The 19,836-nt window shown below is 46.4% G+C and carries 18 protein-coding genes and 1 tRNA gene; 13 read left to right on the forward strand and 6 right to left on the reverse strand.

Going from position 1 to position 19,836, the window contains the following annotated elements; translation table 11 throughout:
- Positions 1-84 precede the first annotated feature (84 nt).
- Positions 85-717: a pyroglutamyl-peptidase I gene (locus tag ACT89M_RS05560; RefSeq protein WP_253500307.1), complete on the forward strand. Its 633-nt coding sequence runs from the start codon at positions 85-87 to the stop codon at positions 715-717.
- A 178-nt stretch (positions 718-895) separates the two neighbouring features.
- On the opposite strand, the gene ACT89M_RS05565 is transcribed toward ACT89M_RS05560, so the two are convergent.
- Both ACT89M_RS05565 and ACT89M_RS05570 read right to left on the reverse strand, forming a co-directional pair.
- On the reverse strand, positions 896-1,738 hold the full coding sequence (locus tag ACT89M_RS05565) for a 1,4-dihydroxy-6-naphtoate synthase (RefSeq protein ID WP_154890719.1): 843 nt from the start codon (positions 1,736-1,738) through the stop codon (positions 896-898).
- Positions 1,735-2,547, reverse strand: a complete 813-nt coding sequence (locus ACT89M_RS05570; protein ID WP_154890720.1) for a futalosine hydrolase — start codon at positions 2,545-2,547, stop codon at positions 1,735-1,737. Before ACT89M_RS05570 ends, ACT89M_RS05565 begins: the two co-directional genes overlap by 4 nt.
- Positions 2,548-3,513: 966 nt before the next feature.
- Here ACT89M_RS05570 and ACT89M_RS05575 point away from each other — a divergent pair.
- The 5 genes from ACT89M_RS05575 to ACT89M_RS05595 all read left to right on the forward strand — a co-directional run bounded on the left by ACT89M_RS05575 (position 3,514) and on the right by ACT89M_RS05595 (position 9,193).
- The gene (locus ACT89M_RS05575) at positions 3,514-3,903 is read left to right on the forward strand and encodes a GntR family transcriptional regulator (RefSeq protein ID WP_090917764.1); all 390 of its coding nucleotides are present in this window, start codon (positions 3,514-3,516) and stop codon (positions 3,901-3,903) included.
- Positions 3,896-4,798: an ABC transporter ATP-binding protein gene (locus ACT89M_RS05580; protein WP_154890721.1), complete on the forward strand. Its 903-nt coding sequence runs from the start codon at positions 3,896-3,898 to the stop codon at positions 4,796-4,798. Before ACT89M_RS05575 ends, ACT89M_RS05580 begins: the two co-directional genes overlap by 8 nt.
- Positions 4,752-6,812, forward strand: coding sequence for a hypothetical protein (locus ACT89M_RS05585; protein WP_487345048.1), 2,061 nt, complete (start codon positions 4,752-4,754; stop codon positions 6,810-6,812). Before ACT89M_RS05580 ends, ACT89M_RS05585 begins: the two co-directional genes overlap by 47 nt.
- A 306-nt stretch (positions 6,813-7,118) precedes the next feature.
- Positions 7,119-8,072, forward strand: coding sequence for a hypothetical protein (locus ACT89M_RS05590; protein WP_487345049.1), 954 nt, complete (start codon positions 7,119-7,121; stop codon positions 8,070-8,072).
- A 131-nt stretch (positions 8,073-8,203) separates the two neighbouring features.
- The gene (locus tag ACT89M_RS05595; RefSeq protein ID WP_487345050.1) at positions 8,204-9,193 is read left to right on the forward strand and encodes an alpha/beta hydrolase; all 990 of its coding nucleotides are present in this window, start codon (positions 8,204-8,206) and stop codon (positions 9,191-9,193) included.
- Between the two features lie 102 nt (positions 9,194-9,295).
- Here ACT89M_RS05595 and ACT89M_RS05600 read toward each other — a convergent pair whose 3' ends face one another.
- A complete protein-coding gene (locus ACT89M_RS05600) occupies positions 9,296-10,474 on the reverse strand; it encodes a MalY/PatB family protein (protein WP_487345051.1) in 1,179 nt (392 codons plus the stop codon).
- Between the two features lie 318 nt (positions 10,475-10,792).
- Here ACT89M_RS05600 and ACT89M_RS05605 point away from each other — a divergent pair, with 318 nt between their 5' ends.
- Positions 10,793-11,482, forward strand: a complete 690-nt coding sequence (locus ACT89M_RS05605; protein ID WP_154959816.1) for a stalk domain-containing protein — start codon at positions 10,793-10,795, stop codon at positions 11,480-11,482.
- A gap of 155 nt (positions 11,483-11,637) precedes the next feature.
- On the opposite strand, the gene ACT89M_RS05610 is transcribed toward ACT89M_RS05605, so the two are convergent.
- The gene (locus tag ACT89M_RS05610) at positions 11,638-13,659 is read right to left on the reverse strand and encodes a prolyl oligopeptidase family serine peptidase (RefSeq protein ID WP_487345052.1); all 2,022 of its coding nucleotides are present in this window, start codon (positions 13,657-13,659) and stop codon (positions 11,638-11,640) included.
- Between the two features lie 234 nt (positions 13,660-13,893).
- Between ACT89M_RS05610 and ACT89M_RS05615 the strand changes: the two genes are divergently transcribed.
- The 5 genes from ACT89M_RS05615 to ACT89M_RS05635 all read left to right on the forward strand — a co-directional run bounded on the left by ACT89M_RS05615 (position 13,894) and on the right by ACT89M_RS05635 (position 17,119).
- Entirely contained in the window at positions 13,894-14,451 is a 558-nt protein-coding gene (locus ACT89M_RS05615) for an STM3941 family protein (protein WP_339836114.1), read from the forward strand.
- A gap of 139 nt (positions 14,452-14,590) precedes the next feature.
- Positions 14,591-14,986, forward strand: coding sequence for a GntR family transcriptional regulator (locus ACT89M_RS05620; RefSeq protein ID WP_090917783.1), 396 nt, complete (start codon positions 14,591-14,593; stop codon positions 14,984-14,986).
- Positions 14,979-15,677, forward strand: a complete 699-nt coding sequence (locus tag ACT89M_RS05625; RefSeq protein WP_487345053.1) for an ABC transporter ATP-binding protein — start codon at positions 14,979-14,981, stop codon at positions 15,675-15,677. Before ACT89M_RS05620 ends, ACT89M_RS05625 begins: the two co-directional genes overlap by 8 nt.
- Entirely contained in the window at positions 15,674-16,414 is a 741-nt protein-coding gene (locus tag ACT89M_RS05630) for a hypothetical protein (protein WP_090917787.1), read from the forward strand. The genes ACT89M_RS05625 and ACT89M_RS05630 overlap by 4 nt, the downstream gene beginning before the upstream one ends.
- A 207-nt stretch (positions 16,415-16,621) precedes the next feature.
- The gene (locus ACT89M_RS05635; protein ID WP_154890729.1) at positions 16,622-17,119 is read left to right on the forward strand and encodes an LURP-one-related/scramblase family protein; all 498 of its coding nucleotides are present in this window, start codon (positions 16,622-16,624) and stop codon (positions 17,117-17,119) included.
- Between the two features lie 212 nt (positions 17,120-17,331).
- On the opposite strand, the gene ACT89M_RS05640 is transcribed toward ACT89M_RS05635, so the two are convergent.
- Entirely contained in the window at positions 17,332-18,156 is an 825-nt protein-coding gene (locus tag ACT89M_RS05640) for a WYL domain-containing protein (RefSeq protein ID WP_341181680.1), read from the reverse strand.
- On the reverse strand, positions 18,122-19,477 hold the full coding sequence (locus ACT89M_RS05645; protein WP_487345054.1) for a helix-turn-helix transcriptional regulator: 1,356 nt from the start codon (positions 19,475-19,477) through the stop codon (positions 18,122-18,124). The genes ACT89M_RS05640 and ACT89M_RS05645 overlap by 35 nt, the downstream gene beginning before the upstream one ends.
- A 226-nt stretch (positions 19,478-19,703) precedes the next feature.
- On the opposite strand from ACT89M_RS05645, the gene ACT89M_RS05650 reads away from it, so the two are divergent.
- A tRNA-Asn gene (locus ACT89M_RS05650) sits at positions 19,704-19,802 on the forward strand.
- Positions 19,803-19,836: the final 34 nt, after the last annotated feature.

Here is a 19,836-nt window from a genome sequence, read left to right on the forward strand (position 1 = left end):
GTATAACGGAAGAGTAGCGTTACTAATTAGGCGAAGCAGGTTGTAGCATTTGGATTAGTCCATCAGGAGGGAGTGCAGCAGTTGATGAAGTTTCTGATTTCGGGGTTTGAACCTTTTGGCGGTGATGCTGTCAATCCGACGGGAGCGTTAATGGAAGCATTAGCGCATGATGTGATCGAGGGAGCAGTATTAAAAACCGTGTTGCTACCTGTGAATTTTGATGAGTGTGCAGACATGCTGATTGCAGAGATGCAGGCCTTTCAGCCGGATGTTGTTGTTGCCTGCGGGTTGGCAAAAGGTAGAACGGCAATTACGCCAGAGCGCATCGCCATTAATGTGAAGGACATTCCGCCCGGATCTTATGCGGACAATCAGGGGCAGCGCCCTGTGGATGAGCCGATTGCAGCCGGAAGTCCCGATGGTTTATTTTCCACCTTGCCTATCCGGGCGATGGTCAATGATATGTCAGCTATAGGCATACCAGCAACAGTCTCCAATACGGCAGGAACGTATATATGTAATAACACGATGTACCGGATACTCGATTACATTCGGTTGCAACAGTTGTCTGTGCGAGCAGGCTTTGTTCATTTTCCGGCTTCGACAGAAATGGCTGTTCAGGCACCTTCTGTCCCATCTCTGCCACTCCCAGTGATGCTGGATGCACTGCGATCGATGATTCGCACGGTTATGTCGGAGACGGAAACAAGTAATTAAACTGCTGATATATTGATAACCAGGCAAGCAACAACTAGCCAATCGAAAACCAATCCAACGAATATAAAGGGCAACTCCAATACGTCACAAAGGTGGCGAGAGGCGTTGCCCTATTCATATGTGTGGTTATTTTAATTGTACATATATCTCCCAATACAGAGAGAGCGTAACGTGAAGGTTAGATTTTTAGCAAGTTCAAGTCAAACTCGGGAACCAGTTTTTCTTGCATGGCACGACCAAGCAGGGCCGTAATCGCAGCATAGCCGTCTTGACCCAAGTTAGCACTGAATTCGTTAACGTACAGGTCGATATGTTGAGCGGCTACTTTGGGATCCATCTCTTGTGCATGCTCCATGACATATGTCTGCGATTCTTCAGGATGAGCCCAAGCGTACTCCACAGAGGCACGTGCCCAGCCCGCCAATGCGTGAGCATCCAGATCGCGGCGGGCAATAATTGCACCGAGCGGAATCGGCAAGCCTGTGTCATTTTCCCACCAGTTACCGAGGTCAGTCATCAGCTGCAAGTTATAGTTTTGGTACGTAAAACGTGCTTCATGAATAACCAGCCCGGCATCGATTTGACCATCACGGACAGCAGGCATAATTTTATCAAAAGGCATGACAACAATTTCACCTACACCGCCGGGAACATTTTGCGCGGCCCATAGACGGAATAACAGATAGGCTGTCGAGCGCTCGCTTGGTACGGCAACACGTCGTCCAGACAGGTATGACGGGTCAGTTGTTCCATCAGCTGTTAAAACCAAAGGGCCGCAGCCTCTGCCCAGAGCACCGCCAGCAGGTAATAAAGCATAGTTTTCCAATACATAAGGTAGCGCCGCATAAGAGATTTTCATCACTTCCGGAATGTCTGGTCCAATTGGACTTGCAGCAAGACCGTTCGTTATATCGATATCCGCATAGCGAACGTCAAGCTCAGGTGCACCAGGAATCAGACCGTGTACCCAAGCGTGAAAGATAAAAGTATCGTTAGGACAAGGGGAAAAAGCAATATTCATGATGTGATAACCTCCCGTAAAATAGAACTTGCTGCCTGGAGCGCATCCAGGGCATCCTTGATGCGCCAAGCGTCGCGGTCGCGTGGACCGACCGCGTTAGAAATACCGCGCAGTTCGAGCACCGGCAGGCCGAACTGCTGCGCAGCTGTTGCTACGCCGAAGCCTTCCATGCCTTCGGCGGCAGCATCCGGCACGCGGCGCAACAGCTCCGCGGCCGTCTGCGCGGTTCCGGTCGCCGTGGACACGGTGACCGCAGTGCCTCCGCTGACAGCGAGCCCTGCCAGCTGCAGCTCATGGCGCAGGCGCGCGGCAAGCACCGCGTCCGCAGCCACACGGGACGAGCCGAATCCGAGCTCGTCCACAGAGAGGAAGCCGTCTGGCGTCTGCGAGCCCAGATCGGCTGCAACCATGGCGTCGGCTACCACGAGGGAGCCGACGTCTGCCCGGCCGGGGAACCCGCCGCCGATGCCGGCACTGATCACCAGCCCATAGGCTGATGATCTGGCGCCGGTCCCGGCAACGGGCCCCGGCCCTGAAGATGCGGCTGTGCCTTGCGCAGCATCAAGTTCCTCTGGCGCGGCCGTGCCGTGCGCCAGTTCACGTGCCGCTGCTGAAGCAAAAGCTAGGGCAGCGGCAGTTCCGGCAGCGGCCGAGGCAGGGCCAACGCCCGCTGCAATAACATCAAACTGTGTTGCGGCATCATCACCCAAGCCGCGAAGGATGGCGTCTTTTTCCGCGTCCACAGCCGTTACAATCAGTATGCGTGAAGAAGCGGCCTTATTTGAAAATGCACCTTTTGTTGTGTTCATGGTTATTTACCTCGATTTTAATTGTAGTCGTTGAGAGATTTCTGTATATATAAATGTCCACTGTATGGAAACAAATCCATTCTTTTTGTCTTTCAAAGAGTGGACAGTACTCTCCAAAAGACCATATATAGATGGGAAAATCAAAATTGTTATTTTTGATCTATATGTAGGTTGGTAGGTGAAGTGTGTTCTTTTAAGAAAAGTGTCCACCTTTTGATAAACAAAATCCTCAAATGTACACGACAAGTGGACAAGGTATAAACACGATCATGTCCTATCCAAAAGCCGGAACAGCGAATAGCGAATAGCAAAATGAAAATTTTCCACCATACTGTTACTCACACTCACTCATCACACTCACACTCACACTGACTCTAACTCATCCCATCTTAGCTCTTCCCACCTCACACTAACCCACCCTGACTCATCCTAACTCATTCTATCATTTTAACTCATCGCATCTCTAACTCATAACTACCTCTCTATCTCACCCTCACTGATCTTACTCATATCTCGTCATACCTTGTTATACCTCATCTTAATTCATCCTAACTCATACTAAGCCGTTGTAACTCATCATAACGAAGGAGCAGGTGCAAAACAATCTTTCGAGCTTATTCGCACCAAGTCCAGTTTCGAGCATATTCGCACCAGCTCAATAAGGAGGAACGATATTTATAGAAGTGATCAGATGCTCCCTCGCTAAACTATATTCGAAAGGAATATCCCTCTGATCTTTTAGAAAATAACATGATCGTTTTCTTGTTTCCTTTTTATATGTCAACTATACCATATGGATTGGTTTTATATACATTTTACTGTTCCCTAATTCAGGCATGGAGTTAAAGTTAAAGATTGACAAACTGTATTAACTGTATTATTAATAGTAGTACAGATGGTACACCGAGAGTGCACTATCAGCAAAACAAGCAAGGCGACATACTAAGTTAAGAAAGGAGGTGCGGGATGTTCGAATTGGATGTACGTAGCCGGAAGGCGATCTATGAGCAACTGGTGGATAAAGTCAAAGAAATGATCGTATACGGTATTCTGAAACCCGATGAGCAGCTTCCTTCCGTTCGGTCATTATCAACACAGCTCACCGTGAACCCGAATACAATTCAGAAGGCATACCGTGAGCTTGAGCGAGAAGGTTATATATATTCCGTGCAGGGTAAAGGAAGTTTCGTATCACCATCTGTGGAACATCCGAAGGAGGCTATGAAAGACGAGATCAGAGAATCCTTGGTGAAACTGATTGCCGAAGCTTCGTTTTCCGGTTTATCCAAGGCGGAGATGACTCTTTTATTCGAAGAAGCGATGGCCCGTATAGAGAAGGAGGTGCCCCATGATTGAGCTGAATCAAGTCGTCAAAGCTTTTGAACAGGAAAAGGCTGTCGATGGCGTAACTATGTACATAAATAAGGGGTCGATCTATGGTTTGCTCGGTTCCAACGGGGCAGGCAAAACATCGTTGCTCAAAATCATTGCCGGTATTTATCGTCAAGACCGTGGAACAGTGCGCATTAACGGAGCCGAGGTATACGAAAATTTAGACCTGAAAGGCCGCACTATTTTCATGGCAGATTCACCAAACTTTTTCCCGCAATCTTCGATTACGCATATGGCTGCATTCTACCGCTCAATCTATCCAAGCTGGAGTGAGGAACGTTTCAACCAACTCGGGGCTGTCTTCAAATTAGATGTAAAACGCAAGCTTCATCGCATGTCCAAAGGCATGCGCCGTCAGGCTGCGGTATGGCTGGGACTCAGCTGTATGCCTGAGGTGTTGCTTATGGATGAACCGATTGATGGACTCGACCCTGTCATGCGCCAGCAGATCAAAAACCTCTTGTTCCAGGAAGCGGCGGAGCGTCAGGTGACGATTATCATCTCCTCCCACAATTTGCGGGAGATTGAAGATCTCTGTGATCATGTAGCCATTATGCACAAAGGCCAAATTATCGTGCAGAAGGATCTGGATGACCTTAAGGCTGATACACACAAGATTCAGGTTGCCTTCCGCCACCCGGATCATGCTGATTTATTGAAAGAACAGGTTCATATTATGCATGAAGAAAAAAGAGGAAGTGTCTCTTTGTATATTGTTAAAGGTCATCGTGAAGATGTTACGGCGCAATTTCGTTTGCATGATCCGTATCTGCTGGATGTGTTGCCGCTGACACTGGAGGAGATTTTTATCTATGAAATGGAGGGTGCCGGGTATGACATTCAACCGATTATACTTTAACCGCGGTATCCTGTACCAAAATTTCAGGCAGCACGGATGGCTTGGTATTGTTTATCTCTTGTTATTATTAACGCTTCCGCTATTTATCGGCACAGAGTATCGAGATTATACGGAGGACATTAGTACTCTATTTAAAGTAAACGGGGAGTTTCATTGGTTTCTTGCAATTACGGTGCCGGTTGTGATGGCTTTGTTCCTGTTCCGTTACATTCAAGCAGGGGGGCCTGCGGATGTATATCACAGCCTGCCGCTGAAGCGTAGACATTTGCTCACGATGAACCTGATGACCGGATATGTAATGATTCTGGTCCCCATCTGGATTACGGCTGGAGTTACCAAGTGGGTGTCCGTAGCTCTGAATGAACCCGCTTATGTTTTTAACGACAGTGCAATCTGGATGTGGGGAGTAACCATAAGCATTGTCTCTCTCTTCATGTTTACGCTGACAGTTGCGGTAGGGATGTGTATCGGGCAATCTATTCTACAGGGTCTGACTGTATATGGCATCAGCCTGATTCCTTTGATTTTCTGGGGAGTCTTTGGACTGCATCTGAAGCATTATCTGTTTGGTTATCCGGAAAACATTTTCCGATTCAAAATCGAGACGATTTCTCCAATTTCCCGCGTCAGCAGCCTCAGTTATGCGATTCCTGGATGGGGCGAACTGAGTATTTACGCTGGGATGACTGTACTTATGATCGTTCTATCGTATCTCTTTTACCGTAAGCGCCATGTAGAATCGGCAACCCAAGCCATTGCATTTCGCATTGTCAAACCAATCTTCCGTTTTGGATTTATGTTCACGGTTGTGTTGCTTAGTGGTGCATATTTCTCAATGATTTCCCCGGGCGATTCCGGGATATGGGGCGTTGCAGGGTATATTATCGGAGGCGTTGCGGGCTATATTGGAGCTGAGATGATCATTCGCAAAACCTGGCTGATCTGGAACAGTAGCTTATTACCACAGTTTGCTGTATATGGAATTGCAACTGCACTTATTCTTTACGTGCCTGTGGCAGACTGGAATGGTTATGCGACAAATGTGCCATCGAAAGACAACGTCGAGAAGGTTCGAATTGGCGGGGACCATACGATCTATGTAGATAATCAGATTGTAAAGCTGGATGATGAACAATTCTACTCTAATGACATGGGATATATTGATGCTGTTCTTGTACTTCATCAGAAAATTGTAGATTCCCGTCAGACGTTGAATGAGAAGGGACAAAGCCGGATTATACCTGACCAAGAGAGCGTCAGGGTTGACTACAAATTGAAGAATGGAAAGACAATATCGCGGCAATATACCGTTCAAGAGAGCCGTTTTCAACAAGAGTTTGAGCATATGAAAAACTTCGAAGATTATAAAGCAGTCAGTTATGGAACCTATGCACTCGACGATGACGTTCGCAGCGTTGGGATCCGGTCAAGATTGACTAGTGATCGCGCTGTATACATCAGTAACCCGCAGCTCATTCGTGAATTCAAGGCACTCTTGAAAGCAGAAATTTTAGATCAAACGTATGAAGATCAAAAATCTCATTGGGAGTCGTATGCATCAGCTGAGGTTTATCAAGATTACCGGGATGGATTATCGTCCAAGCAGATTTTGGATCAACCTAATCTTAGCTCCACATATGAGATTAAACCAACCTACACCCGTTTAATTGCATGGCTCAAAGAGAACAAATTGTATGATCAGTTGCAGGTCTCTGTAGATGAAGTTGCTTCTGCCCAGTTTATTAAACAAGAGATTAACAGCACGGGTAAAGCTATATATGTCTATCCTGACCCGCAATTCATAGATGAAAATCTAAAAGGAAACAAGAAGGTAGCCACCAAGAACAAAGAAATTATCAGCCAGTTGCTCCAGCGGCAAAGATCAGGTTACTACACCGATCAGGGTATCTTCTATCAGATCAAGCTTAATTTTAATAAAGGCCAGAACGTCTATATGATGTTAGAAGAGGATGATCTTACCGAGGATATGAGAGCCATTCTAATCGATCTTTAAATTTTTCTTTACTTCAGCTTGACCAAATGAAATATATGGAATATATTTGAAAAAGTGAAGATCCAAGCGATTCGTTGAATCACTGAATCTAATATGGAACGGCTCAAGAGGGAAGCACCCGTAAGAGCAGGCATAGGCCTGACTTGCGGGTGCTTTTTTGTCGTTCGCCGAACGATCGCTGACGTTGAATCTCGAACTGCAAGGGAACTTTACTCTGGACGCTGAACGGAACGATTATTGGATATATACAGGGTGAACAGTGTCGCGGACTTCCATACTAATTTTGAGAAAAAGGGGTGCAGAAGGATGATGTATTTAAGACCGGAGAAGAAACGATTGATAGAGCAATTTACGTTGCCTCGACAACCAATGGAAACGTGGAAGAGGCAGTCAATGTGGGTGCAGTTTTTTCATTTTTGGTTAAAGCTACTGGTCGGCCATTCGGTTTTAAGAAGAATGTTTGTTGCAACGTACGGCATTGGAATGATATGTAGTGCAACAACAGTTCACGGTGAAGGGATTGAGCTGAATGTTACTGCGCAGAAAGCCTGGAATACAGTAGTGAATAAGGCAGATGCGCAAACGGAACGTTCCTTACTACAGACATACGAAAGTGCCGGGAAATGGATTTCCCAAAAAGAGATGTGGGAACAAAAGATCAAGCAATTACATACAGCGAACGCTACTGAGTTGGTGCAGCTTCGAAAGGCAATCAGTAATACCGATGCAGCGAAGCTGGCTGCTCTTCAGAAGTCAGTGGAACTTACGCAGGCACGTTATGAACCTTTATTCAAACTTTATAGCTCACTGAACAAACAATTGTCTGCTTCCAAGGCTCTCCAGAGCAAAGAGTGGAGTTCGGCCATTCGTACACAGGCTGACACGCTAAAACCCTTGGTGCAATTGGCACGTGAGGATATTCGTGCGAAGAAATTGAGCCTTGCTGAAGCACGGAAGCGGAAAAATAAGGAGGTGAAGCGGCTACGAGCGATGTTAAATGGCACAAATGCTGTAAAAAAGCAGATACAAACGGCCAAGAAACAAGTCAGTTTGTCCAGAGAACGGTATTCGGATGCGCTTCGTAACTTTAAACAAACCCTAAAAAAAGGTGAGCCTTCACGTGTGCTGAGTAGCCTGAATTCCCTGGTTTCTTCTGCTGAGAGATGGACGGTTGCGAGCCAACATATTCACACGTTAGAGCAAAAGGTGTCTACGATCTACGTTACAGTAAGCCAAGAAATCCACAACAGATCCAAATGAATGAGCCTGATCCTGCAAGAAAATTGCATGGGAGAAACTAGATTTTTTCTGGTGCGTACACCTCTATAACAGAACCATTCATTGAACATGGAGCGAGGTGCAGGCTGGTGCATATAGAGAGCAGAACGGGTTTGAAACGAAAGCGTTACTGGATTCCCATCAGTTTATTGCTCCTGATTATCGGTGTTGTAGGAGTAGGCTCACATTTCACACCCAGAATAACAGTACTTTTGCTAAAGACAGGGATTGCATTGTTTAATACAAATGAAAGCAACAAGGCATCGTTTATTTCGGAAGGGATAACCCGTGTTACCGATGTGGCCTATGCAGATGGAGGTCGTAACAACAGTACGCTGGACATTTATTATCCTTCCGCAGCAACTAAACCCTTGCCAGTCATATTGTGGGTTCATGGCGGCGGCTGGGTTATGGGTGATAAAAAAGACATAGCCGATTATGCGGTGCAGTTAAGCAAACGTGGTCATGTGGTGGTCAGCATGAATTATGCACTTGCGCCGAATACGACATACCCTGTGCCCGTAATGCAAACCAATCAGGCTTTAACATATATCAGAGATCATGTGAGTGAATATCAAGGTGATCCGAGCAACCTGTTTCTTGCCGGTAATTCGGCTGGTGCCCAGATTGCAAGTCAGACTGCGGCGCTGCTTACCAATCCCAATCTGGCAAAACAAATGAATATAACGCCATCAGTGAAGCCTGAACAGTTAAGAGGTACACTTTTGTTCTGTGGGCCATATCAATTGCGTACTGTCGAGAGTACAGGCTTTCCGTTTATGCGAACGTTTCTCTGGTCATATACGGGAAGCAAGGCATACGAGAATGATCCACATCTGGACGAAATGTCAACGGTCCTTCAGGCCACAGCCGCCTTTCCACCATCATTTATTACTTCTGGTAATGATGATCCTTTGACCGTACAATCGATTGAACTTGCAGAAGTGTTAGAGCGTCAAGGTGTCACGACAGAAACGTTATTTTTTCAATCATCTTCGGAGAAGCTGGGACATGATTACCAGTTCGATCTGGGGAGTGAAGCAGCGCAGCAGGCGCTACAGGCATCCGTGCAATTTATTCAGGCTCATAAAAAAGAAAACTAAAGATACAAAGAATTCAAGTTAAATCGCCATTTTAAAAAAGGGTGTCACAGCGGTTCACCATGAAAAAAACATGACATGACGACCGGGACACCCTTTATTTATTTATTTATTGGCCAGAACTAATAATCTGCGCATAGCTTCTTCAACTGTTGCACGTGGACAGGCTACGTTGATGCGCATGAATCCGGCATATTCTTTGCCGAATACAACCCCGTTATTGAATGCGAGTCCTGCTTCATGAAGAAGTTTCTTGCTTAATTGCGCATGAGTCAATCCTAATTCCCGGAAATCGACCCATAACAAATAGGTGGCTTCAGGAAGGTACAGACGGATACCAGGCAGATGCTCCGCAATAAATTGCTGCACGTATTCCATATTGTCCCGAATGTAGGCAAGACACTGATCAAGCCAGTCTTCGCCACCGTTATAAGCCGCCTCGGTTGCTACGGCTCCTAGTGTGCTGATACTGGACAAACCCATGGTACGCACGCCTTTGGCGAACTGTTCCCGCAATTGGGCATTAGGAATGATAATGTTTGATGAACTTAATCCGGGGATATTAAACGTTTTGCTTGGTGCTGTGCAGATGATGCTGCGAGCTGCGATCGCTTCCGAGATCAGACTTAGCGGTGTATGTGTTCCACGTTCATACACCAGATCAGCATGGATTTCATCCGATACGATGAGCACATTATATTTCAGACACAGTGATGCAAGAGCCTCCAGTTCCTCACGGCTCCATACTCGTCCAACCGGATTGTGAGGACTGCACAGGATCAGCATTTTGACCTTTCCATTCTGGAAACTTCTCTCCAGATGATTCAGATCCATGCTGTATTTCCCATGTTCTTCGATCAGTGGATTCGTAATGAGTTCCCGTCCCTGATCTCTCACGACATCATAGAACGGAGGATATACGGGTGTCTGGATGACTACAGCATCCCCTGGTGAAGTAAATTGTTGTACCGCTATACTGAGCGCAGGTACGATCCCTGGCGTGAATACGATCCAGTCCGCATGGATTTTCCAGTTGTGGCGGCGTTGCATCCAGTCTGTGACGGCTGCATGGTAGGCCTCGGTTCGCAGAGTGTAACCAAAGATGCCGTGTCCCATCCGGGCCTGTAAAGCTTCAATAACAGATGGAGGAGCAGCAAAATCCATATCGGCTACCCACATAGGAAGTGCATCTGCTACACCGAATAATGCCTCAAGCCCGTCCCATTTCTCGGAAGCGGTAGATATTCGGTCAATCGGTGTATCAAACAAATATTGATCTATCATAACAAAGAAGTCCTCCTTGGTTCATTGATTCGTTGTTACGTCCTACAAACAAGACATCATTATCTAATACATCTTGTATTTTCGCAACTTCTAAACCATTTTTATATGACCCAAGTCCTGATTTAGCGAGATATCGTTTACAACCTGCCATCAAGTACTTATGATATGGCTAACATGAGGTGGGAGTTGAAGGATTATCGATACAGTTCATTGTTATATGAACTAAATTCATCTGCACTATACCTTTCATAACCTCATGATTCGATTCAATATGTAATATTCATCTTTTATTATACTGAACTTTGGAGGCGAAGGAACATGAAAAACAAAAAGTGGTTGATTGCAGCAGGCGTATTTGGGATGGTGTTAACGGGATCAGCAGGTGTCTATGCAGGTACGCAACTGGAAACGATCAAAGCCTATCTGAATCACGGACTTGCCATTGAAGTAAACGGACAAAAATTCACACCGACAGGTGATCAGGGCAAAAAACTTGCGCCTATTACGTATCAAGGCAGTACATACCTTCCGGCTCGCTCCATTGCTGAAGCTTTAAATACAGAAGTGAAATATGACGCCAAAAATAATAAGGTAAGCATCGGTGCTTCAAGCTCATCAGGCGGGTCTGCATCCACTGGAGGCGGTCAATCCACATCTCCATCGACAGGTACGAACACACAAGCTCCAGGCGTAAAATCCAAGTACTTGCCAGCAGATTTCCCATTGCCTAAGGATGCAAAAGCGACCAGCTTGATTGAGAATGTTGTAGATGGAAACAAAAAAGTAGTGCTGATCTATACATCCAAGGAGAGTCTGAGCACTCTCGCTTCATCTTACAAAAACTATTATCAGAATAAAAACCTGACTCAAAACAGTGAGGATATTCAAGCTGACGAATTCAGCATTTTAGGTCGTGAGGAAGGCAAGTACGCTGTAACGATTACAGGTAACGCATCTTCAAGCGATAAGGATTTGAATGAAGTTACGGTCATCTGGGGAGAAGAATAAGCAAGTTCATATGTTGTCTAATTCTTAAAATAAAGCAAGCCGATATGCCTGTAATGATTCGTGATTACAGGCATAACGGCTTTTTGCGTTCAAAGTGCAGGGTATCCATGTAACAGTCTTTGGGTCAATCTTTTCGTTCATCTTCCATGGGAGGTTTACAGATATTCGTTAAACCACCCGACAATATGCTCTAAACGTCGCACCCTCAGATGTGGATTGCCGGAGCGAGATAGTTCATGGTTGGCTCCAGGGAAACGAACGAGTCGGGTCGTTTGCTTGCGGCGTTTCAGTGCAACATACAATTGCTCGGCTTGCTCAATGGGACAGCGGAGATCCTGTTCGCCATGAAGGATAAGCAGTGGTGTCTGCATATTGCCCACATAAGCCAGCGGAGAATGTTTCCACAGTTTTTCCGTGTCATCCCATGCATTACCGCCAATCTGATCTTCCGTAAAGAAATATCCAATATCACTGACGCCATAGAATGACAACCAGTTGCAGATGGAACGCTGGGTAACAGCGGCTTTGAAGCGGTTCGTATGTCCCACGATCCAGTTCGTCATGAACCCGCCATAGCTACCGCCGGTTACGCCCAGTCTGGATGGGTCAATGAAGGCATAGTGGGACAAAGCATAGTCCACAGACTCCATCAGGTCTCGGTAATCGCCTCCGCCGTAATCTTCACGACAGGCATTCACGAATTGTTGCCCATATCCTAGCCCTCCACGCGGATTGATATATACCACAGCATAGCCCTGAGCAACAAGGAGCTGGAACTCATGCATAAAAGTAAAACCATACATCATATGCGGGCCGCCATGAATCTCAAGAATGGTCGGAACTTTGACACCTTCAACGATGCCATGAGGTTTCATGATCCACCCTTGAAGCTGTAGCCCATCCGACGAGTCAAACCAGAAGGTTTCTGGCGTACTAAGCCAAATGTCCTGTTCTAACTGCGGGTTACTGTTCGTGAGACGGACAGATTTGATTTCGGGGTTCCACGGTTGTTCATACAGATACAATTCACCGGGATGTTGTGTATTCGCAACAGCCACGACGATCTGGCCCTGTGCCAGCTCTGCAAACTGATAGATCTCGCATTCATCTGGCAAAATGTAATCGGCACCACTTCCATCTAATGCAAATCTAGCGATACGCACGCTGCCATGTATCGTAGCAAGACACAGAATGGAAGATCCATCCCGGGAATATAGCGGACCTGTCGTGACGAGGTGAGAGCGCATATCACCAACAAGGCTATGGTTCATCTGTACATCCCAATCTGCACTTAGGCATTCAGGTGTTCCACCCGATATCGGGAGTGTATACAACTTCGCCAAGGTAGCATTGCCATAAGAGCGGTCACTGGCGAGAAGGGCCAGGGATTGCGCGTCAGGTGCATAACTAAGCCGATAGAAGGTATATCCTTCCGGGGTTAGTTGCTGTAGATCTGATCCATCAGGTCTGGATGTATACACATGATTGGTCAATTTAAAGTCGCTATGATCCGCGCCCTCTTCAGGCATTTCAGTAATCCAGGCGATGCGTTTTCCATCCGGAGACCAAGCATAGTCCCCGATATCATAGTGACCCGTCGTAACAGGAATAGCCTCTGCGCTGATTGGCGCGATAACAAAGAGATGGGAACGTCGTCCATTCCATAACCCTCCGCTGTCGGATTTCATGCGAATTCGGTCCACGATGATTTCTTGAGGCAGTGAGTTTCCCTTATGATCTGTGTTGTAGCCTTCCGCGGACATTGAATCTGGTTTTTTATCTATCATTTCCACAGAAGACTTTACAAGCAGAGTCCCGCCATCTGGCGCCCATAAGAAGGAACTGACGCCATGCTGCAGGTGACTGATCTGCTGAGCTTCTCCGCCATCTGAAGCCATGAGCCATACCTGGGATTTTCCCTGCACTTCGCGTATAAAAGCAAGCTGTGCCCCATCCGGCGACCAAGCTGGGGAATGATCATTTTCTCCAGAAGTGAAAGGTCTGTCCTTTTGACTATCCAGATGAAGTAGTCTCAGGTGTGAGCGATAACCATCGTGTTTTTCATTTACTTGCCGGCTAACATACACCAGATGTCCGCCTTGAGGAGAAGGGACCGGATCATTAACCCATGTAAGCTGGTACAAATCTTCCGATGTCATGCCACGTTGCTCGTTCATCGCTTGTCCTCCCACTAGTATTCAGATTGGATAATTTCCTAAGCTTTCCATTTATATTAACGGAAAGACAAGTACAGGACAACAACTTGCCGAATGGAATGACGTTAAGTTTTTTTTACAAGGAAGGAATAGACGCACAGGAAATGTTTAGGCCTAGCCCGAATGGTTTAATGTACAATGCAATTCCTGTTTTGAACTGCACATGATTTAGTCACAAGAAGGAGGAAGTTATGCTTGAATACATCTTATGAACAGCATGTGGAATATCCGAGCAGGAAACGAATGGCTTTGATTACGGCAGGGGCAGCGCTTTTTGTGAGTGCCGGATTCTTTCTGATGTTTGACCGATCTTCAGGTGCAGGTACTTCCATCATATCCAGTGTTCTTGGTCTGTTGTCTGTCCTCTTTTTTGGCACATGTTTCTTCTACAGCCTGGTAAAGATGATCCGAAAAGAACCTTCCTTTGTCATTAATGAACAGGGGTTTGTTGATTCTTCCTCTTATACCTCAGGCGGGGCAGTGGCCTGGAGGGAAATTGAACATATGTTTATGTATGAGCTGATGGGGCAAAAAATGATTGGGGTTAAACTGCAGGATGAGAAAGCATTTATGGAGCGTCATAACGGGATGAAGCGCAAGCTGATGGCGGCGAATAGCCATATGGTGGATGCAACCATCAGTATTGCGCAAAGTAGTATCACTTTGCCAATCGACGAACTGTATCTTATGATGATGAATCATTGGCAGCATGGTAAAGGCGGCAGGATTTACGTTTTGAACGGGAGGAAATAATACATATGGCTTAGAACGGCAGGTCTTTGAGACCTGTTTTTTTGTGTGCTCAAATAACAACTGAAAATAGGCTTTACAATACTAACTACCTAGTGTACTATGTAACTAACACACCAATACAGAAAGGAGCGAGAACATCGTGCCTATCGAATTTGATAACAATTTACCGATCTATCTGCAGATCATGCAATATATCAAACGACAGATTGTAACCGGCGCCCTCAAGGCAGGAGATAAAATTCCTTCGGTTCGTGAACTGGCTGCCGAACTGCAGATTAATCCAAATACAGTACAGCGTACGTTCCAGGAGCTGGAGCGTGAAGAAGTGGTTGAGACGAAGCGGGGTTTGGGCAGATATGTGACAAGTGAGGAGAGGAAAATCATGATGATCAAGAAAGAAATGGCCGGCGAATTGCTGGATCGTTTCCTGACCGGAATGCAAGAGCTTGGAATCGAAGAACAGGATATTGTGTCCATCGTGACGGATGCTTTGGCAGAAGGTAGTCAGGGGAAAGGAGAGAAGACACATGAGTAACATTCTTGAACTTAATCAGGTCAACAAGACATATGGACGTAAACAGGCGTTACACAATGTCTCCCTGAATATTGCTCCAGGACGAATTGTAGGTCTCCTAGGTAGCAATGGAAGTGGAAAGAGTACACTAATGAAACTGGTCGCAGGTTTGCTACATCCCGCTAGCGGTAGCATTCAGGTTACAGGTAAGGCGATTGGACTGGAGACGAAGTCACTCGTTTCATTCATGCCGGATCGTCCGTTAACCGAGAAGTGGATGAAGGTTCGTGATGCGATCGCGTACTACCGTGATTTTTATGCCGATTTTGATGAAGAAAAGGCACGGGAGATGTTGGAGTTTATGAATCTTTCAGCGGATGAGCGTGTTAGTCATTTGTCCAAAGGCATGAATGAACGACTGCAGTTAACACTGGCATTGTCTCGTAAGGCGCGGCTCTATTTGCTGGATGAGCCGATCGGCGGCGTGGACCCGGTAGCCAGAGGTAAGATTCTGGACGCGATCGTTAAATTTTACGATGAAGACAGCAGCCTGATCATTTCCACACATCTGGTGAATGATATTGAACGCATTTTCGATGAAGTGGTCTTTATTCGGGAAGGCAAGGTAGTTATGCATGAGGAAGTCGAGACAATCAGGCTGAAGCATGGAAAAAGTGTGGATGAGATGTTCAAGGAGGTCTATGCAGAATGATGACATTGTTGAAGTATGATTTTAGAAGAAGCTGGAACACCCTGCTGGCAGGGCTAGTCATCCTCATTATTGTTCAACTGGGACTGATGATATTTGTGTCGTCAGGTGTCACTGCAAATGTGCTTGGTATCATGGCATACGTCGGGGCAGGAGTAGCCATCTATGTGAAGACGATAAAAACCTACGCTGCGAATATCCGCTCCTATAATCGTCGTCTGATCCCGGTCACGGGTCTATCTCATGTGTTATCACCTATCATTTTTGGTACAATTTGCGGACTGGGCTTGCTGCTGATAGGTTTCCTCCACGCTTACCTCTACATTACGATGAAACTGGGGCTTGATCTGTCTGCTTATATTGGTGTCAACATAAGTGTAGCTGAGATATGGAGTACTTTGTTTTTTGCAGGTTGGATTGTTCTGTTTATGACGATCATGATCTTTTTCTCCATTAGTGTAGCGGGAACGTTCCGCTGGAAAACAGGCCCATGGATCGGGATTGTCACGTTCATTGTTCTGATTAACCTGCTTAGCTGGTTGGAAAATGTTATTTTTTCAGGAAAGTTCAGTCCGAATGATCTGTTTCAGTTCACCGAAGAAAGCACGGGCATCTCATTTTCAGCCAACGGTGTTATATGGGCGGATGGACGGTGGGGGACCACGGTGTTTGAAATGGCACTTGCCGCGCTTCTCGTATGGGGTATTATTTATATGAACACCAAAAAAGTGGAAGTCTGATCCCTGCTTTAGCAAAAGAATACAGAATGGATACAACGGGTGGCAGAGCTGCTCGTTTTTTCTTTTGGCAGAAATGAACGGATATATGCACCCTATTCCAGTTTGAATACGTAAATATATGTATAATAACCGCGAATAGGGTAATTAAAGATGGATTCGCATGATGAGCATCATTAGACATTACAACATCGGGAAGGGGAGAGGGATATGCAATTGTACTTCAGAGATAACTTTTTCAACGCCGGATATACCGAAATTTTGAATGCCGACCAGGAACGGGCAGGGCACCTGGATTTGAAAAGTGTATTTGGATCATCACTCGATGTATCGGATGAAAATGGCCTTGTCTGTAGCGGCAAATTCCGTATGTTGACGAATCGCTGGGACGTGACCGCAGCAGATGGCACACATCTGGGGGTACTAAGAGCGAGATTCAGCTTTTTTAGCAAAAAGTATGAGTACGATGCGGGCTCACGTGGCATATATGATGTATCTGCTCCGGCATTTTCGCAGGAATATGATGTGACTGATAGATCGGGCCGTGTTGTAGTAAGCTTCCGTCGTACCAGCGGTTGGTTTAGTTCAGGGGCGTTTGTGCTGGATAATCAATCCGAATACTTAGACACTTATGAATTGGTTGCTGTGGTCATGGGCGTGCACGCGATTAACAAAAGACGGAACGCAGCCAGTAGCAGTAGTTCGTAGACCTGGAATGTATAGGGATGTATCTCTCAAAATTACGTTCATCTACAAGGACGAAGTTGAGGCGATTGATCTGTTCTAGGCCGATGGAGTAGCGGTCAGGTCAGATGCACGCCTGCATCATTTTGTCCTTTTTTACTGTGTATCGTGCATCCAACAGAGAAGATGAGATCGAGGAGTTTGCTAAGTGATAGCTCTTAAAGCGCTGGTTTGTGCTAATCCCCTTGCGCAGCCGTTTCACCACCCGGCTGTATGGACTCGGATTCCGCATATCGTGCCAGCACCTTGGCAGCAGTCTCGGACATACGCTCCTGCAGAGCCGAATGATCGATGATGCGAACACGTTTACCGAGAAAACGCATCTTGGACAACACGTAATCGACCTCGTTTCGCGGAACCGTCAGCAGAATCCGGTATATATGACTCGCTTCGTTATATGTAACCTCTCTCTCAAAGCAGGAGAAGGCATACAGTATTCGGGACAACTCCGCATTGAACTCAGGCAATACCTCGATGGTGATCGACGTTTTACGTTTTTCCGTGATCAGGGCGATGCTAGCTTTGTATCGTGATGCGGCCTCCGGTTTAATGGATCTGGCCTCAAGCTTGGTGATGCTATGCAGCTTGGTAGACATTAATCTGGCAAAGTGCGGGGCATACCAGAGCACATACCATTCCTTTTTGACCATGGAATATTCCAGCTTATACGGGAACCCGAACTGCTCCTGGCTTGTGCGTCCGCTACGGATACGACCTGTCATTTGAAACCCTTCGCCGTTTAGGATCATCTGCCGTAACGGCCTCAGCAGGGGATGAGAGACACTGCTTTCTTCACTTTTGGCTTTTTCCGTCAGGTAATCTTGCAGATTCAAGTGCTTTTCCCCGTCCAGCATGTTGTTTAGTTTGGTCAAGGTTGCGGGGGTTAAGGCTTCTTGTGCAGCCGGATGCTCCATCATCATACGGAGCCAGGCTCGCTCCTGCGAAGTCCAGGTGAACAGTCCGGTTTCATTCAGTCTCGTCATGATCTGGTAGTTGAACATCTTCTCGAACAGGTTCATAATACGCCGCAATCTCCTTCCATTCTTCGATCATTTCCTCACGCAGCTTACGCGGAGCCAGAATCTCACAGCTTGAGCCAAAACTGCGTAGCCAAGGTTTAATCTCTGTTGTACCGTTTACTTGAATTTCATACAAAAAGCTATGATCCGTTTCGGGTGTAATGATTCCCCATTGTCCTTGCAGCCGGACGCGATCCAGAATAAAGTTACGCTGACCATCTCCCGGGTGGAAAAAGCGTGCTTGCACCGTCACGGTGCGGCCTGTATCGACAAGCCAGCTGTACCGGCTGATGTCAGCCCATTCTTTTTTCAATGCAAGCATATGCTCTTCTTCAATAGGCTGAAGCTCCTCCAGCTGGGTGATGCCCTCCATCCGAAACTTCACGAATCTCCGCCGACTCTGATAACCGATGACATACCAGCGCCCATACTGGTGATCATAAACGACTTCAATCGGGATGATCCGATTGGAGCTTCCGCCAGCCTCGCGTTCAAACTTTGGATTCGTATTTTGCGAGCTATAGCTGGATGGTTTCTTCGGTGAAAAATACTGAAACTGCACACGTCTTCGCTGACGGATCGCTCCAAGCAGGGTGTACAGATGGGCTTCGTCCAGAATGCGTGAGTAATAATGATACTTATAAATATATGGCTCCGTCGCTTCTTCTTGCGGATAACTGGCTTTAATTACTTTTTTCATACTATCCCGCAATAGATATCCTTGCACCGATGGAACCTGTGTGTTCGCCATCATATCAACGAAGTCGTATAACTCCAGCTGTTCTTCCGGGGTAAGCCGTGTCAGTACATCCTGCTGTAACGAATAACGATAAGGACGTCCGCCCGGCTCTTTACGAATAACACCGACTTCCTCCAGATACTTGAGATCCGAACGGATCGTTTTCTCATCCGGCAAGGCCAGTTCTTCCGGCAAATCGGCACAGCAGGCATCCAGTAATTCCATCGCGGTCAGCGCGGAGTCTTGAAGGGTATGTAAAATGACGGACAAGCGCTCCACTTCGGTTTCTTTCATGGATTTGGCACGGAAAAGAAATAGTAGCAGAGGCTCGGCAGACTCGCCGTACTGGAAACGAACAAGGTCGGTCATCTCTGAGCCCAACTCACTGTCTGTGCGTTGATTGGTCAAGCTCTGACGAATATCTCGCAGCTTGCGCTGTGTTTTATCAAAGGTATTTACAGAGATGCCAAGCCGTTTGGCATACTGCTGACGGTTATATGCGCCGCTGGTCAGAGACAGCATACGCAGGAACTGAATTTCTTTATCAAAGCTTTCTTTAGCCATGTGTCTCACTCCCGATTGGACTATGTATTTTTCATTGTATCAAGATAAACGCCTGTTTTCATGGCAAAGTTGCTAGACCTCGGTTAAATTCATGTCATTTGAATTCAACTTACTGCAATTCACTTCACGCCAAGTTACTGCAACTCACTCTAATTCACGCCAAGTCGCCATACTTTCACCATGTTCGTGGTTGATGGTTTCCATGCATAATAAGGATGTGAAGCGGGGCAGTGAATTAGCTCGGCTGATCTGTTTCCGAGGCGCCTGGGAGGGTTACTTCGACTGTTAATCGACCAGGTCGTTGGTTCGAATCCAATCGCCGCCGGTTATGGCGGTGTAGCTCAGCGGTAGAGCAGGTA

The organism is Paenibacillus sp. NN59, assembly GCF_057597225.1.